Annotated in this window: 13 protein-coding genes and 1 pseudogene; 7 read left to right on the top strand and 7 right to left on the bottom strand. The window is 71.4% G+C overall.

From position 1 onward, the window contains the following. The first annotated feature begins 79 nt into the window (after positions 1-79). Complete coding sequence (locus ACIRJT_RS19970) at positions 80-685, top strand: GNAT family N-acetyltransferase (protein ID WP_403910926.1); 606 nt, start codon at positions 80-82, stop codon at positions 683-685. Positions 686-1,271: 586 nt separating this feature from the next. Here ACIRJT_RS19970 and ACIRJT_RS19965 read toward each other — a convergent pair. From ACIRJT_RS19965 to ACIRJT_RS19950, 4 genes are all read right to left on the bottom strand, one after another. Further along, complete coding sequence (locus tag ACIRJT_RS19965; protein WP_403910924.1) at positions 1,272-1,898, bottom strand: hypothetical protein; 627 nt, start codon at positions 1,896-1,898, stop codon at positions 1,272-1,274. A 70-nt stretch (positions 1,899-1,968) separates the two neighbouring features. After that, positions 1,969-3,003, bottom strand: a complete 1,035-nt coding sequence (locus ACIRJT_RS19960; protein WP_403910922.1) for a FecCD family ABC transporter permease — start codon at positions 3,001-3,003, stop codon at positions 1,969-1,971. Continuing rightward, positions 3,000-4,058, bottom strand: a complete 1,059-nt coding sequence (locus ACIRJT_RS19955; protein ID WP_403910920.1) for an iron chelate uptake ABC transporter family permease subunit — start codon at positions 4,056-4,058, stop codon at positions 3,000-3,002. The genes ACIRJT_RS19960 and ACIRJT_RS19955 overlap by 4 nt, the downstream gene beginning before the upstream one ends. Positions 4,059-4,149: 91 nt before the next feature. Then, positions 4,150-4,896 carry a helix-turn-helix domain-containing protein gene (locus tag ACIRJT_RS19950; protein ID WP_403910918.1) on the bottom strand — a complete coding sequence of 249 codons (747 nt, stop codon included), beginning with the start codon at positions 4,894-4,896 and terminating at the stop codon, positions 4,150-4,152. A 137-nt stretch (positions 4,897-5,033) separates the two neighbouring features. Here ACIRJT_RS19950 and ACIRJT_RS19945 point away from each other — a divergent pair, with 137 nt between their 5' ends. Further along, entirely contained in the window at positions 5,034-6,020 is a 987-nt protein-coding gene (locus tag ACIRJT_RS19945; RefSeq protein ID WP_403910916.1) for an ABC transporter substrate-binding protein, read from the top strand. Continuing rightward, entirely contained in the window at positions 6,020-7,786 is a 1,767-nt protein-coding gene (locus ACIRJT_RS19940) for a siderophore-interacting protein (protein WP_403910914.1), read from the top strand. The genes ACIRJT_RS19945 and ACIRJT_RS19940 overlap by 1 nt, the downstream gene beginning before the upstream one ends. A gap of 43 nt (positions 7,787-7,829) precedes the next feature. On the opposite strand, the gene ACIRJT_RS19935 is transcribed toward ACIRJT_RS19940, so the two are convergent. Together ACIRJT_RS19935 and ACIRJT_RS19930 are read right to left on the bottom strand one after the other, a co-directional pair. Next, entirely contained in the window at positions 7,830-10,079 is a 2,250-nt protein-coding gene (locus ACIRJT_RS19935) for a PQQ-binding-like beta-propeller repeat protein (RefSeq protein WP_403910912.1), read from the bottom strand. A gap of 141 nt (positions 10,080-10,220) precedes the next feature. Next, a pseudogene (locus tag ACIRJT_RS19930) lies at positions 10,221-10,404 on the bottom strand (adenosine kinase); the annotation flags it as partial. 603 nt (positions 10,405-11,007) lie between these two features. Here ACIRJT_RS19930 and ACIRJT_RS19925 point away from each other — a divergent pair. After that, positions 11,008-12,579, top strand: a complete 1,572-nt coding sequence (locus tag ACIRJT_RS19925) for an ABC transporter substrate-binding protein (protein ID WP_403910910.1) — start codon at positions 11,008-11,010, stop codon at positions 12,577-12,579. Positions 12,580-12,701: 122 nt separating this feature from the next. On the opposite strand, the gene ACIRJT_RS19920 is transcribed toward ACIRJT_RS19925, so the two are convergent. Continuing rightward, a complete protein-coding gene (locus ACIRJT_RS19920; protein ID WP_403911115.1) occupies positions 12,702-13,769 on the bottom strand; it encodes an oxygenase MpaB family protein in 1,068 nt (355 codons plus the stop codon). Positions 13,770-14,026: 257 nt separating this feature from the next. Between ACIRJT_RS19920 and ACIRJT_RS19915 the strand changes: the two genes are divergently transcribed. From ACIRJT_RS19915 to ACIRJT_RS19905, 3 genes are all read left to right on the top strand, one after another. After that, positions 14,027-14,626 carry a TetR/AcrR family transcriptional regulator gene (locus ACIRJT_RS19915; RefSeq protein WP_403910908.1) on the top strand — a complete coding sequence of 200 codons (600 nt, stop codon included), beginning with the start codon at positions 14,027-14,029 and terminating at the stop codon, positions 14,624-14,626. 113 nt (positions 14,627-14,739) lie between these two features. Next, complete coding sequence (locus ACIRJT_RS19910; protein ID WP_403910906.1) at positions 14,740-16,086, top strand: OFA family MFS transporter; 1,347 nt, start codon at positions 14,740-14,742, stop codon at positions 16,084-16,086. Further along, positions 16,055-16,198 carry a hypothetical protein gene (locus ACIRJT_RS19905; protein WP_403910904.1) on the top strand — a complete coding sequence of 48 codons (144 nt, stop codon included), beginning with the start codon at positions 16,055-16,057 and terminating at the stop codon, positions 16,196-16,198. Before ACIRJT_RS19910 ends, ACIRJT_RS19905 begins: the two co-directional genes overlap by 32 nt. The last annotated feature ends 21 nt before the right edge of the window (positions 16,199-16,219 follow it).

The following is a 16,219-nucleotide window of genomic DNA, read 5'->3' as shown; positions in this document are numbered from 1 at the left end:
CCTCCGACGGCCGCGACGGACCGCGGCGGCCGGCAGCCGCGCCGGGCGTCGAGCAACCCCCGAACCTCAGGGAGCACCCATGCTGACCACGGATTCGCACGGCCGGGCCGTCCCCCGGCGTGACCGGCACGCGCGCGAGGACGACGCCGAGCAGATCGCCGGGCTCCAGGTAGCCGCGTGGCGCACGGCATACGCCGGAATCCTGCCGGCCGCCGAGCTCCACGCTCTCGACACCACCGCCCTCACCGGCTTCTGGCGCGACCGGATCGGGGCCGGCACCGCGGACGGAGCCCACGTGCTCGTCCACGACGACGGCCGGCAGGTCGCCGGCTTCTCGTCCTTCGGCCCGGCCCGCGACGAGGACCTCGGGCAACGGCCCGCCGTCGAGGAGCTGTACGCGTTCTACGCCCGACCCGACTGCTGGGGCACCGGGGTCGGACGCAGCCTGATGCGCTCCACGCTGTCGGTCTGGGAGGAGCGGGGCACGCGGGCTGCATATCTCTGGGTGCTGGAACGCAATACCCGGGGCCGCGACTTCTACCGGAAGGGCGGCTGGCGGCACGACCCCACCGCCGCACCCTCCGGCTCCGCCCCGGACGCCCTGGAGATCCGGTACGAGCTGACCGGAATCGGGGCGGGGGGCTCGGAACGACGGGACGGTGACACCGCGCGGATCCAGAGCTGATGGCCCCGGGCTGCTGCCCGCACCGTCGATCCTCACGCCGGGCCAGGCAGCCCGCATCTCCGCCGCGCACCTCTGCCCGGTCACCGGGCCCGGGACCGGCACCGTCCGACAGGCACCGTCTGACTTCGTCACGGGGTAGGCGGGCCGACCCCGCCGACGGTTGTTCACCGGGACGGATATCCGCTCCCCGGCGGCCGGAGAAGCCCCGGCCAGGTGACCACCGAGAACGACAGCATGGTCAACGGAGCACTGGGGAGCCGGCGCCGGCACCCGGCGTGGGCGTCTGCGGGAAGTGCGGGTTACCAGCGGCGGAGCTCGGTGGCCAGTTCCTCCCACCACTGCTGGCGGTGTTCGTCCTAGGGGTCGGGGCGGGTTCGGAGCGCGAGGACCTGGTCGTCGACGCGGTAGGCCATGCGGTAAAGCAGGACGCGGGTCGCGCATGCGAGCCGGCATTCGGTTTCTCGTGCTGGTGGTGCCGGGCCGCGGACGGTGGCACGCGCGATCACGGAGCGCAGTTCGGTGGCGGCCTCGGCATGGGGCTGGGCGCTCACGGCCTACCATGCCTCGCACCCGGCACCGCTGAAGGCTAAGGCAGCCCCACCAGGCCCCAGCCCCGGCGAGCGGTCTCCGTGACCACTCCGCCCCATTCCCGCAGCAGGGCGACGAAATCCTCGAAGGTGTCCGGCCGCCCCGCCCAGCCCTCGCACTCGCACTCGACGGCGAACAGACCTCTCAGCTCCTCCAGGCACGGCTCCACCCTCTCCCAGGCTTGAGCCTTGGCCGCCACCGCCTCCGGCGCGCGGACGAGAAGGACATGCGGGCTCCAACGGTCGGCGGCAGGCGGGAAGACCGCTCCGCCGCCGGTCTCTGCCGGAGCATCGGCCTGATCCGCGTCCCAGATCAGACCTCCGAGGAAGATGTCCATCATCTCCCGCACGGACGCACCGACCAGCGGCCGCATGTCAGTCCATGCGGCGCCCGCGCGGACATGCGGCACATGGGCGCCTGTGGTGAGAAAGCTGTACACGGCGCACCACGCCGGTGCGGGGCCGGGCGGCCGGTGCCAGCCGCGGGCACGCTCGTACCCGCCGTCACACACGTCGCCGGGCTCGCACGGCCACGCCATGTCGTCGAGTCGTCCGATCCGGCTCTCGACGGGGATGGCGCCCAACCGCTCCCCGTCCACCATGAACACCGTGAGGTCCACACTCATGGCAGCAGCATAGGAACGACAGGCACGGCACATCGTGGGGGCCTCCAGGGCAACGGTCCGGGGCGGAGCCCTACCACCCCCGCCGGGACTCCCGTACCAGCAGCACCAGGAGGTACGCCCCGCCGACGCACACGGTGACCGCACCGGTCGGCAGCACCACATCCTCGATCGCGTGCTGTGCCGCGATGTCGGCGCCGAGCAGCAGCAGCGCGCCGACGAGCGCCGAACCGGCGAGGTCGACGGAGGTTCCGCGCCCGGTGAGGCGGCGGGCGATCTGCGGTGCGGCCAGGGCCACGAAGACGATGGGGCCCGCCGCGGCGGTCACCGCGGCCGTGGCGGCCACGCCGAGGACGACCAGCAGCAGTTTCGTGCGCTCGACGCGTACGCCCAGCATCGCCGCCGTGTCGTCGCCCAGTTCGAGCCATCGCATCCGGCGTTGCGCCACCGGGGCCGCCAGGGCGACCACCGCCATCAGGACGGAGGCCATCGTCACGGCGGGCCAGCCGATGGCGCTGAGCGAGCCGGCGCCCCACACCGCGGCCCTCAGCGCGGTGTCCACGTCGGCCTTGACCGAGAACCACGTGTTGACCGAGGACAGCAGCGCGCCGACCGCGATCCCCACGATGATGAGCCGGAAGCCCCGCACGCCCCGCCGGAACGCCAGCAGATACACGGCGAGGGCGGTGACGAGTCCGCCGGCCAGCGCGCCCGCCGCGAGCGCCGCGTAGCTGCTCGCGCCCGCGAGCAGCGTGAGGACGACACCGGTGTAGGAGCCGGTGGTGAAGCCGATGACGTCGGGGCTGCCGAGCGGGTTGCGGGTCAGGGACTGGAAGACCGCGCCGCCCATCGCGAGGGCGGCCCCGAACAGTACGGCGGCGACGATGCGCGGCGCCCGCCATTCCAGGACGACGGTGCGGACGCTGTTCCCGGCGGTGCCGGACATCACCGAGGCCAGGTCGCCGAGGCTCAGTGAGTAGCTGCCGAGGGTGAAGGCCCACAGGGCCAGTGCGAGCAGCGCGGCCGACAGCAGTCCGCACACCACGACACCGCGGCGTGTCGCTCGCAGGCTCAGGGACCCCGCCCTGAGGACGAATGCCCCGCTCACAGCTCCCTCACCCGGCTTCCGCGCACCAGCAGGATCAATACGGGCGCGCCGATGAGCGGCATCATGACGCCGACCTGCAACTCGGAGGGGATCACGATCAGTCGGCCCAGGATGTCGGCGAACAGCACGATCGCCGGGGCGAGGACGGCGGAGTAGACGAGGATCCAGCGCCAGTCGGGTCCGGTGAGCCAGCGCACGGCGTGCGGCACCATGAGGCCGACGAACATCAGCGGGCCCGCCGCGGCCGTCGCCGAACCGCACAGCAGGGCCACCGCGATCACCACACCGCACCGGGTCGCACCGACCCGCAGCCCGACGGCCCGCCCCGCGTCGTCGCCGAGCGCGATCGCGTTGAGCGGGCGCGCGCAGAGGGCGGCGGCCAGCAGTCCGGCCAGGACGAAGGGCGCGATGTCGGCGGCGGTACCGGCCGGGCGGTCGGTGATGGTGCCCGCTTCCCAGAACCTCATACGGTCGAAGGTCTCCGTGTCGATCAGGGCGAGGGTCTGGGAGATGCCGAGCAGGACCGCCGAGAAGGCGACCCCGACGAGGGTGAGGCGCAGCGGTGTGGGCCCGCCCCGGCCGCCGCTCGCGGCGAGGTAGACCACCGCCGAGCCGACGACGGCGCCGACGAAGGCGAAGGGCAGGTACTGGTCGATGCGCGTGACGCCGAAGACGGCCACGCCCAGGGTGACGGCGAAACTCGCGCCGGCGTTGACGCCGAGGACACCGGGGTCGGCGAGCGGATTGCGGGTGAGCGCCTGGATGAGCGCCCCCGCCACGCCCAGGGATGCGCCGACGACGATGCCGAGCAGCGTGCGGTCCACGCGGGCACCGCTGATCGTGGCGTGCGAGGCGGAGCCGTCCGGAGCGGTCAGCGCCTGCCACACCACGTCGAGGGGAAGCAGTGCCGAGCCGATCGCGACGCTGAGCACCACCGCCACGAGGAGCGTGCCGAGGGCTACGCCCAGGCCGAGGAGACGGCGGGTCCTGCGACGCGACGACCTCGACGGTGTGGCCGGTGGTGGCGCGGTCGTCGGCGCGAGCGCCTGTGCCATCTGTTCTCCCTGTGCAACCCGCCACCCGGACGGGCCGAGGTGCCGTGCGTGATCGACGTACATGAATTGCCGGAACGGCCCGGATTCCGGTTCAGCGGCCGCCGAGCGCCGCCACCGCGTCCGTGGTGAGCGCGCTCACGGGCACCCCGGACTCGCGGCTCAGCGCGCGCAGCAGCCCGGCCCGGGTCGCGTAGCCGGCCGCCCTGGCCGCCGCCGTCAGCTCGCCTCCGCCGCGGAGGTGTTCGACGGCGGCGTTCATCCTGGCCCGGTTGCGCCACCGTGTGAAGGGCAGTCCGGTCTCGTCGAGGAAGACGCGCTGCACCTGGCGGGGGCTCATCCGGTGCCGTTCGGCGAGCCTTTCCAGGGTCGTGGAGGGTGCGCGCAGGGTCTCGCGGGCGAGTGCGCGTACCGCGGGGTGGACGGGCAGCACGACCGGGAAGTACTGCCGGGAGATGCCCTTCAGTACGCGTCCCAACTCCTGGCGGAACGGCTCGACCTGCTCCGGTGTGGTCGGCGCCGCGCCGAGTGCGGTGGTCATGACCTCGACGATCGCGGGTACCGCCCCGAGCGGTTGAACCCGGCATCGTGGCTGGTCAGCAGGGTCGAGGAGGGGGCCGAGTGCCATGCCGCCCGGCTCGATCCGCAGCGCGTGCGGCACACGTGGAGCGAGCCAGAGGGCCTCGTGCCGTCCGAGCCGCCATTCCTCCCCGCCGGCGGACAGGCGGGCGCTGCCGGTCACCAGGTAGATGAGGTGCGGCGCGTCGTGCCGATGTGTGTCGTGCCCCAGAAAGCGAATGGCGTTCTCGGCGACCACGGTGCCGAGGGATGTCGTCGGCAAGCGTGCCTCCCGTTGTGCGATACGTCGTGTCCGTCACCGGCGATGTCGTACTCGGATCGACGCAGCGGAACCAGCGAGGTTAGCCTCACCTTACCAACAGCTCGAACATTCGAGCCTACCCAGCCACATGAGGTCCCATGTTTGCTCCTGCCCGCCTTCTCACCGTCGCGGTCGTCGCCGCGCTGGCCCTCACCGGCTGCTCGGCCGCCGACCCGTCGGGCGACGGGGACAAGGCCTCCGCCGCGAAGACCCGAACCGTCACGACCGACTACGGCAAGGTGAAGGTGCCGGCCGAGCCCAAGAAGGTGGTCGTGCTGAACCACGCCCTCGCCGGATACCTCTACGACCTCGACGTGCCGGTGCGGGCCACGATCCCCGAGGACGCCGAGAGCAAGGGCGAGTTCTCCCCGAACTGGGCGAAGGAGGCGAAGGCGGACGGCACGACGTTCCTGCCGTGGAGCGTCGACGGCTTCGACCTGGAAGCGATCCTCGCCCTGGAGCCCGACCTCATCGTCGGCGGCGGCATCGGCTTCCCGCTGTTCCAGGCGGAGAAGGTGTACGACGACCTCACCGACATCGCCCCCACCGTGCTCGTGGGCAAGAAGCTCGGCGACTGGCGGAGCCAGTTCTCCTTCCTCGCGGGTGACGTGTTCGGCAAGGCCGACGTCTACGACAAGCACCTGGCCGCCTACGACCAGCGGATCGGCGAGGTGAAGAAGGCGATCAAGCCGCCGGCCGGCCCCGTTTCCTTCCTCACCTTCACCGGCGACGGCACCGCCTTCGGCCTGGTGGAGAGCGTGGGCCTGCCCACCGAGCTGAAGAAGGTCGGCATCGAGCCGGCACCGGTCTTCGCGGAGGGCGGTTTCAAGGTGTACGGGCAGGGCGGTGACATGTTCGAGCTGTCGACCGAGAAGGTGGGCCAGACGATCACCCAGCCGTCCGTGTTCGTGATGGGCTTCAACGGCGACACGACCGACGTCGCCACCCTGAAGAAGAACCCCGTCTACAGCGCGCTGCCCGCCTTCAGGACGAACCAGGCCTACGACCTGCCGCACTGGGTGCTGCGCGGCGACTACGACGAGTCGATGGCCCTGCTCGACATCATCGAGAAGCGGTTCTCCTGATGGCCGCCCAGCGTGCGTACACCACGCACCCCCTCGTCCTGCGCCGGGTCACCGTCCGCCGCGTCCACGAGGTGACCCCCAGGATGCGCCGGGTGGTCCTCGGCGGCGAGGACCTCGCCGCGTTCACGCGCGACGGGATCGCTCACCCGGCCTTCGCCGCACCCGGGTTCGACGACCACATCAAGCTGATCCTGGCCGCGGACGGGGACGTCCGGGCGGCGCTCCCCTCCCAGTTGCCGCACGGCATCGAGTGGACACCGGCCGAACACCGGCTGACCCGCGACTACACGCCCCGGCGGGTGGACCATCGGGCGGGAGAGCTCCACCTCGACTTCGTGGTGCACGGCGAAGGGCCCGCGGAGGCCTGGTCCGCGTCGGCGCGGGAGGGCGACGAGCTGTGGTTCGTCGGGCCCAAGTCGTCGCTCCGGCTGCCGGAACGGCTGGACTGGATCCTCCTCATCGGGGACGAGACGGCGCTGCCCGCGATCGGCCGCTTCCTCGACGAGCGTCCGCTCGACGCCCCGGCGCACGTCCTGGTGACCGTCTCGGACGACGCGGCACGCCAGGATCCGGCACTGCGCGACGGCGACACGATCACCTGGGTGGTCGCGGAGCCGGGCGACGCGGCGGCGCTGGACGCAGCCGTCCGCGCACTGCCGTCGCCGCCGGGCGAGGGATTCGCCTGGGCGGCCGCGGAGAGCCGGGCGCTGCTTCCGGTACGCCGGTATCTCCAGCGGGAGCGCAAGCTCCCCAAGGACCGCGTGAACATCACGGGTTACTGGCACCGCGAGGAGGCCGCCGCACCGGAGGCGCAGGGCCCGGCGGACGCCGTCGCACAGGGCACCGCCGAGATCCCGTCGCCGCTGCCGTGGCTGGTGGCACGGGCCGCGTTGCAGCTCGGCGTCGTCGACGCGGTGGCCGACACGCCGGGGCTCTCCGCCGACGCGCTCGCGACGCGCCTGGACGTGTCCGGGCCGGGGATCGGCGTACTGCTTCCGCTGCTCGGCGCGTACGACGTGGTCGTCGGCGGCGACGGGACCGGGCTGCGCCTGGGCCGGGCGGGCGAGGAACTCCTGGAGGACCACGAGCGCGAGGAGTACACCGGCCACGAGGCCGAGCTGCTGCTCGCCCTCGCGCACCTGGCTCCCGCCCTCCGGGACGGCACGTCCCCCTGGCGGCTCGCCTCGGGCGCCACTCTGCACGACACGGTGGCCCACGACGCGGACCGCTACGGCGAACTGGTCGAGGAATGCGAGCAGTTGGTCTTCCTGCTGGCCGGCCTGACGGCCGACTCCCTCTGGGAGGACGTCGGAACGTGCCTCCTGACGGGGCCGGGCAGCGCCTCGGTGGTCGCCGCTCTCGACGATGCCGGGCGGCGTCCCCGGCTGCGGATCGCGGAGGAAGCCACCCCGGCCGACGTGCTGCGCGGCCACGTCACGGCGCCGGACCGCATCGACTGGACGGCCGGCCCCGCCGACGTCGCCGTCGCCGCGAAGGCCCTCGCCCACCGCACCGACGAGGAGGGCATCCACCTCCTCACGCGGCTGGCCGGATGGACCGGGACGGCGGTCCTCGTCGAGGCCTCCCGCCCCGACGGCCTGAGCCCGCACGCGGCCGAGGCGGCCCTGCACGCGTACACCGCGACCGGCAGCCCGCTGCGCGACTCCGCCGCGATCGCCGCTCTCGCGGAGCGATCGGGCTGGAGCGTCGACCGGACGATCGCGCTCGGCTGGGGCACGGAGGCCACGGTCCTGCGCCGGGCCTGACGCCCGCCCCCACAGGGGAGGGGCGGGCGTCAGGCCGCCGGGGTCAGCCCGACCTCGGCGGCCTCTGCGCGTCGAAGGCGAAGAGGGTGTTCGTGGCCGCGGCCACGAACACCGCGCGCCCCGCGACGGTCACGCGAGGGCTGGCGTCCTGCTCGCCCGTCAGGGCGTCGATCCGGGGATCCGTCGCCCACAACGGCTTGCCGTTGTCCGGCGACAGGGCGACCACCCGGCCGGTGGCCGAGCTGAAGTACAGGGCGCCGGCTCCCGCCGCGGGGCCCGACGCACCCTCCACACCCGTCTGACGCGACCACTTCCTGCGCCCCGTCGCGGATTCGAAAGCCGTGAGAAGACCGGCCTGCCCGCTCACGTAGACGGTGCCGTCCGCCATGCCGGGCGTGCCCGCGTACACCTTGTCGAACCGTGCGTACGTGACCTTCCGCGAGACCGGGTCGAAGCGCGCCACTCCGTCGTACCCGACCGGAGCCGTTCCCTCGTGGCGCTTCGAGAGGAGGACGAGCCCGCCGCGGGCCCCGCCCATCGGCACGACGGGGCCGTCGACGGTGACGGGCCCGCCCAGTGTCCCGGAGGGGAGGGCGAGCGTACGCAGGGTGGGACGGCTCACCTGTAGGTCGTCCACCTCCACGTCGGCCGCGCACATCGCGAGGAGCCGCGGTCGGAGCGGGACGGGGGCGCACTGCGTGCCGGCGGGGAACGGCGTCGTCCAGAGGACGTCACCGCTGTGGGCGTCCCGGGCCTCGAAGCGGGAGTTGGAGGCGTCGACCGTCACCACGGCGGAGCCGACCACGACGGCGTCCATGGTCCGGCCCGTGACGGCCGTCGACTGGGCGCCGGACGGTGCGGACCACAGCTCCCGGCCGCTGTCGGCGTCGAGGGCCACCACCTCGCTGCGAGGGCCCTCGGGGTCGTCCTGGGCGGCGAAGCGGTAGCCGAGGACCGTGTCGTCGGTGGCGCCCACCAGGTGCATGCCCTGGGCGGGGACGCCGGGACTCTTCGCGGTCCACACCCGGGAACCGTCGTGAGCCCTGATCCGAGTGGCGACGACGCCACCGCCCCCGCAGAACAGCGCGTCGCCGCGCACGACGCAACGCAGTTCGTCGGGGATGTCCTCGCGACCGCCCAGCACGGTCCCGCGCCACGGCTCGAAGCCGTCCGGAAGCGCGCCCGCCGCTACCGCGGTGTTCTTCCCCGCGCCCGTGCCACCGGGGCTCGTGCCGCCTCCGCTCCCGTCGAAACCGTCCGTCGTCAGCGCGGCGACTCCACCACCGATCGCCGCGACCGCGACCGCCGCCGCGAGCACGGGCCGCCAGCGGCGGCGCGGACGACCGCCGACCGGCGCGCCGGTGCTTGCCGTACCGGTGCCCGTCGGGGTGGTCCGCGCCGAGGTGCCCCCCGTCGCGAGGTGAGCCTGCGTGTCCATGTCGCGGGTGCGGCCCGCGCCAGGGCCGCCGGTCCTGGCCCCGCCGAGTTCGGCGGGCAGGTCCCGCAGCAGCACGAGGAGTTCGTCCGCCGAGGGGCGCCCCTCGGGCTCCTTGTCCAGGCACGGCTCGACGACCGCCCGCAGAGCCTCCGGCACGGCGTCCAGTGACGGTTCCTCGTGCACCACCTGGTAGGCCGTCATATAGGGGCTGTCCGCGTCGAAGGGCCCGTGGCCGGTCGCCGCGTACACCAGGAGTGTCCCCAGGGAGAAGACGTCGGACCGCGGTCCCACACCACGCGGCGCCTGCAACTGCTCGGGCGACATGAAGGGCGGCGTACCGATGACCCGGCCGGTCATCGTCAGCGTCTGCTGGTCCACCGCGCGCGAGATGCCGAAGTCGATGACGCGTGGGCCCTCGGGCGAGAGCACGACGTTCGAGGGCTTCAGGTCGCGGTGGACGACTCCCACCCGGTGGATGTCGCGCAGCGCCTCCGCCAGCCCGATGGCGAGCCGCCTCAGCTCCTCTCCGTCCAGTGGGCCCCCCTCGGCGATGCGCTGCGTGAGTGTGGGTCCCTCGATGTACGTCGTCGCCATCCACGGCTGCTCGGCCTCGGGGGCGGCGTCGACCACGGCGGCGGTGAAAGCACCGCTCACCCGCCGCGCGGCCGCCACCTCCTGCCGAAAACGGATGCGGAACTCGTCGTCCCCCGCGAACTGCTGATGGATCAGCTTGATCGCGACGGGCCGACCCGAGCTCGTACGGGCCAGGAAGACCGTGCCCATGCCACCCGAACCGAGCCGCGCCTCCAGCGGATAACCGCCGATCTCGACCGGATCACCTCCGCGCAGCGACACTCTTCCCGACCTCCCGTCCCCCGTGCGTCTGTGCCACCACGGGCCCGCTCACCTGTGCTGCACCCAAACTAGCCGCAGGGCCGTACGGCGGAGCGAAGCGGGTGCCGAACCGGGAGAGTCCGGCTCCCGTCCCCCGGGCACGGGATCGCCGTCGATCATGTCGAGGTGATGGGTGCGCAGCCCCCGGGGAGCTGGGACCGAGGGCGACGAAGTCGCCGGTCTGCCCGGCGCGGGCCTCGATGCCGGGGCGGATCAGATGGCTGTCGGCGTACGGAAGCGGGAGTTCGGGGACGTACACGATCGTGTCGACACCCGAGCCGCCCAGGACGAGGACGTCGTACGCGCCGCTCTTGGCAGTTCCTTCCGGGAACGGGGGGTGGGAACGGGAACGGGGGGTGGGAACGGGAACGGGAACGCGGGCACCAGGACATTCCGGCCCCACTCGGAATCTTCGGGCAACTCCATTGCGATATCCGATAGTTCGGAGTTCACCTGAGGGCCCTCAATCTGTTCGTATACCCCGACAGGTTATACAGAGGTAGGAAGCGTCCCGCTTGAAGGGGTAAATCGCCGAGACACCCGGACGTCCCAGGTCACAGAGGTGAGTCCCATGGGTTCGCGGGCTGCCTGACGAAGATACTTTTTCGCACGATGCGCCAGCGCGCGTCGCGGTATACAAGTACATTGCCAACATCACTGCGAGGTTGATTTCGACCTGCCAACTGCTGTTCACCGACTGGCATTTGGTGGCCGTTCACCCTGTGGAGAGTTCCTGACGAACACCGGGTCCGGGCAGTCGTCGGTCCGCGATCGAGCCCGGTCGGGCCGACAGCGCTGGACGGTCGCGGTGTTCGCTGTCGTTTCCGACCTGATCCGGCTGTCCGGGGACACCCCCCACGCGGCCGGCCGAGAGCATGAGGAACGTTCTGTGAAGGTTCGTACGAGGCGGCCGAGCACCCTGATCTCCGGGGCACTGGCGGCGCTGTTATTGACGGCTTGCGGCGCCCAGGACTCCGAAAGCACGATGGCCGTCGGGATGTCCGACGACATCCTCGCCACTGATCCGGCCTCGGGATACGACCCGGGGTCCTGGCTGCTGTTCAACAACGTCTTCCAGTCCCTGCTGAGCTTCCCGCCCGGAGCGTCCACTCCCGTGCCGGAGGCCGCCGAGAAGTGCGGGTTCTCCGACGGCAGCAAAACGTACACCTGCACCCTGCGTGACGGGCTGAAGTTCAGCAACGGCAACAGCCTCACCTCGGCGGACGTCGAGTATTCCTTCAACCGGACGATCAGGATCAACGACCCGGCGGGCCCCGCGCCGCTGCTCTCCACGATCGCGTCGATCAGCACCCCGGACGACAGGACCGTCGTCTTCCGCCTCAAGGTGCCCGACGCGACGTTCCCCAGCAAGATCGCCTCGGGGGGCGGTTCCATAGTGGACCGTCAGGTCTACCCCGAGGACGGCCTGCTGGAGGGTGGCAAAGCGGTCGGTTCGGGTCCCTACGAGCTGAACTCCATCGACAAGAGGAAAGCAGTCTTCTCGGTCTACACGGGCTATCAGGGCACCGCCGAGGTGAAGAACTCGGGCGTGACCCTGGAATTCTTCCGAGGCGACCAGCAGGCCCTCCAGTCGGCTCTGGAGAAGGGCGACGTCGACATCGCCTACCGAGGTCTCAGCGCCAAGGCGATAGCCGACCTGGACACCTCGTCCACCGCGGAGAAGGACGGCATCGAGGTGGTCCAGGGCAACAGCGCCGAAGTCCAGCACATGGTCTTCAACGTTGACGACCCCATCGTCGGCAAGCTCGCCGTCCGGAAGGCCATCGCCTACCTCGTCGACCGCCACTCCCTGGTCAGCGAGGTCTACCAGTCCACGGCGGCACCGCTCTACTCGATCATCCCGGGTGGCATCACCGGCCACGGCACCTCCTTCTTCGACACCTACGGGGACAGCCCGAAGCCGGAACAGGCCAAGGCGGAGCTGCGGAAAGCCGGCATAGCGGACAAGGTGAGACTCACCCTCTGGTCCACCCCGAGCCGGTACGGGCCGGCTACCGACGACGCATTGGACACCATCGCCGACCAGCTGAACCGGAGCGGGCTCTTCGACGCCCGCATGAAATCCGTCCCCTTCGGCGAGTACGAGAAGGGCATCGCCGAAGGGAAGTACGGCGTCTACGTCAAGGGCTGGGTGCCGGACTACCCCGATCCGGACAACTTCACCCAGCCGTTCTTCGGCGCGGGCAACGTCCTGTCGAACAACTACGACAACGAGGAGATCGTCGACCGGATCATCCCTGGGACCTCGTCCATGACGGATCGCGCGAAGACGCGGCAGGCGTACATGAAACTGCAGGACATCGTGGCGCGACAGCTGCCGATTCTGCCGCTCTGGCAGGGCAAGCAGTACGCGGTCGCCCACGAGAACGTCCGAGGCCTGCAGAACTGCCTGGACACCTCGACCGTCTTCCGGTTCTGGGAACTCAGCACCGCCTACTGAGGCGTGTCACGGAAGTGGATCAGCTCTGCGGTGACCGACGCGTGGGCGCGAGGACGCAGCGAACGTCGAAGGGGCCGGGCCGGAGGCGTGGCGCGGGACCGGTGACGTGACCCGGCCCCGCCTCACCCGGGGCGGTCGGCGCCCGGCGCATAGTGCTGGGGAAGTCCGCGCCGCTCCTCGGGCGGCAGGTTCCGGGCCGGTGTCTCCACCGGGCCCGAAGCCGAGCGGCCCCGCTCGCGGTCCCAGCCGGCCCGGGCGCGCGGGTGGAAACGGCGGCGCTCGGGAACGCGTCGCCAGGCGTGGTGCACCAGTCGGCCCAGAAGTCCGAGCAGCCGTTCGTCGTGGGGCGTCCAGCGCAGCCCGAGGCGTTCACGCACGGCGCGCGGATACATGCCGACCGTGATCCACCGGATCAGCCGGACGATCGGGACCCGGGCGAGGGCCCACAGCGGCGACGGCAGCAGCCGCAGGAGGGGCGGCTTGGCGATGCGGCGCATGTTCAGCACGTCCCGTGTCGGCCGGTTGTCCTCCAGGACGTCGGCGCACATGTGGTCCCAGTACCGCTGGAAGTCCTCCCAGGTGGGGGGTACGGGCTTCATCGTGAGGCCGTACAGCGCGTACCAGCGGACGTGCTCGTCGAAGAGCGTGTGCCGCTGCGCTTCGGTGAGGCCGCCGCCGAAACGCTCGGCCACCTGCACGGTCAGCATGAAGAACGTGGCGTGCGCCCAGTAGAACGTGCCCGGGTTGAGCGCGTGATACGGGCGGCCGCGCTCGTCCACCCCGCTGATCGAGGCATGGTAGCCGCGCACCTCGCGGGCCGTCCGGACGGCGAGCGGGCCGTCGTAGACCACTCCCCCTATCGGGTACAGCGAGCGGAAGAGACGCTCCCAGCGCTCCTCGAAGAAGCGCGAGCGCTCGGCGACGCCCGCGCCGAGCTCGGGGTGCATGTTCTGCATCGATCCGGCCCAGGGAGCCAGGAGGAGCCCTCTCCAGTCGCCGAACCAGCGCCAGGTGAGGGAGTCGGGCCCGAGGGGCTCGGCAGGTCTCGGGTCTGCCTGGCCCGCCTGGCCCGCCTGGCCCGCCTGGCCCGCCTGGCCTGTCGGGTCTGGCGGGTCTGGCGGGTCTGGCGGAGCGGTCCGGTCTGTCTGATCTATCGGGTATGCCTGGTCTGCCGGAGCGGCCGGACCGATCGGGTCAGGCCCGTGGACTGACGGTGTCACGTATACCTCCGCTGGGGGTTCCGGTGCGGGGCCGCGCTGTTCGTGGCGCTGTCCATGACGCTCTTCGTGGCGCCGCATGTGGCGCCACATGTGGCGCTGTTCGTGACGGTGCGCTGAATGGTTCGTCCCGGCAGTTGCCCCGAGGGCAATCTGAGGACACCTGTCCTCAGGTTAGAATGTGCGGACACCTGTCGTCAATTGGTCAACGGATAGCGGGGGCAACGGAGTTGACGGAACGGAGCTGGGGCGGGACCAAGCTCGCCGATCGTCGCGCCGCCCGTCGGCAGGCCCTCCTGGACGTCGCCGAGCGCCTGGCCGGCGAGGAAGGATGCGCGGCCGTCACGGTCCGGTCCGTCTGCAGACAGGCGCGTCTGACGGACCGCTATTTCTACGAGAGCTTCACCGGCCGCGACGACCTGCTCCTCGCCGCCTTCGAGCGGGTCGCCGATGAGGCCAGGAGTGCCTTGGAGGACGCCGTGGCGCTCGGTGCCCCGCAGCTCGAAGTCCGGGCCCGGGCCGCCGTGTCCGCCTTCGTCGCCCTGGTCCTGGACGCGCCGCACAAGGGCCGCCTGCTACTCCTGGAGCCCTTCGCCGACCCGGTGCTCGGGGCCCACAGCCACCGGCTCATGCCGGTGTTCACCGATCTCGTCGGCGGCCAGCTCTCCGGCACCGGGGACGACATCGACCGCCGCATGGCCGCGCACGCCCTGGTCGGCGGCCTGGCGAACCTCTTCGCGGGGTGGCTGCACGGCACGCTCGACGTGCCGCGCGAGCGACTGGAGTCGCACTGCGTGGAGCTGGTGCTCGCGGCGACGTCGCGCCGGTAGCCCGCTCCTCACGGCCGGCGGTGCGTTCGCGCCGCCGGCACACGAACCGCACACGGCGAAGATTTATCAACGACCTTCTCAAAAGGGTTCCCGCTCACTACGGTGAGAGACCCATGAGTCCCCCCATCGCCCCCGTGGGCTGGAGTCGCTGGCTGGTGCCGCCCGCCGCCCTCTCGATCCACCTCTCCATCGGCCAGGCCTACGCCTGGTCCGTGTTCAAGCCTCCGCTGGAGGACGCGCTCGGCCTGAGCGGCACGCAGAGCGCACTGCCCTTCCAGCTCGGTATCGTCATGCTCGGGCTCGCCGCCGCCTTCGGCGGCACGCTCGTCGAGCGCCGCGGACCCCGGTGGGCCATGACCGTCGCCCTCGTCTGCTTCTCCTCCGGCTTCCTGCTCTCCGCGCTCGGCGCCGCGACCGGGCAGTTCTGGCTGATCGTTCTCGGCTACGGCTTCGTCGGAGGCATCGGCCTCGGCATCGGCTACATCTCGCCCGTGTCGACGCTCATCAAGTGGTTCCCCGACCGTCCCGGCATGGCCACCGGCATCGCCATCATGGGGTTCGGCGGCGGCGCGCTGATCGCCTCGCCCTGGTCGGCGCAGATGCTGGAGTCCTTCGGCGGCGACAACTCCGGCATCGCACTCGCCTTCCTCGTCCACGGACTGGCCTACGCCGTCTTCATGCTGCTCGGCGTGGCGTTGGTACGGGTGCCGCGCCCGCGCGTCGAGGAGGGGACGGGCGGCCGGCCCGCGACGCCGGACGGACCGCAGGTGTCGGCGCGTCAGGCTCTGCGCACCCCGCAGTTCTGGCTGCTGTGGGTCGTGCTCTGCATGAACGTCACCGCCGGCATCGGCATCCTGGAGAAGGCCGCGCCCATGATCACGGACTTCTTCTCGGACACCTCCGCCCCCGTGTCGGTGACCGCCGCCGCCGGGTTCGTCGCCCTGCTGTCCGCGGCGAACATGGCCGGCCGCATCGGCTGGTCCTCCGCCTCCGACCTGATCGGGCGCAAGAACATCTACCGCGTCTACCTCGGCGCGGGCACGCTCATGTACGCGCTCATCGCGCTGGTGGGAAGCTCCTCCAAGCCCCTGTTCGTCCTGTGCGCGCTGGTCATCCTCTCTTTCTACGGTGGCGGCTTCGCGACGATTCCCGCCTACCTCAAGGATCTGTTCGGGACCTATCAGGTCGGCGCCATCCACGGACGTCTGCTCACCGCCTGGTCCACCGCCGGTGTCCTCGGGCCACTGATCGTGAACTGGATCGCCGACCGCCAGGAGGAGGCGGGGAAGCACGGCGCGGATCTGTACGGGACGTCCCTCTTCATCATGATGGCCCTGCTCGCGGTCGGCTTCGTGGCCAATGAACTGGTCCGCCCGGTACACCCGTCCCACCACCTCGACGCCGCGCCCGCGGAGAAGGGAGCGCCCCGTGCACGACGACAGCGGGCAGAGTCCGTCTGAGGTGGGGAACCGGCGGCCACTGATCGCCCTCACCTGGCTCTGGGTGGGCGCTCCGCTCGCCTACGGGCTGTACGAACTGGTCCGCAAGGCCACTCAGTTGTTCACCGGCTGACGAGGGTCCTCGGAGCGCCCC

This window comes from Streptomyces sp. NPDC102283 (assembly GCF_044766265.1).
Classification (GTDB): Bacteria; Actinomycetota; Actinomycetes; order Streptomycetales; family Streptomycetaceae; genus Streptomyces.
The sequence above is the reverse complement of the archived record's forward strand: the minus strand, read 5'-3'. Positions and strand labels throughout refer to the sequence as shown.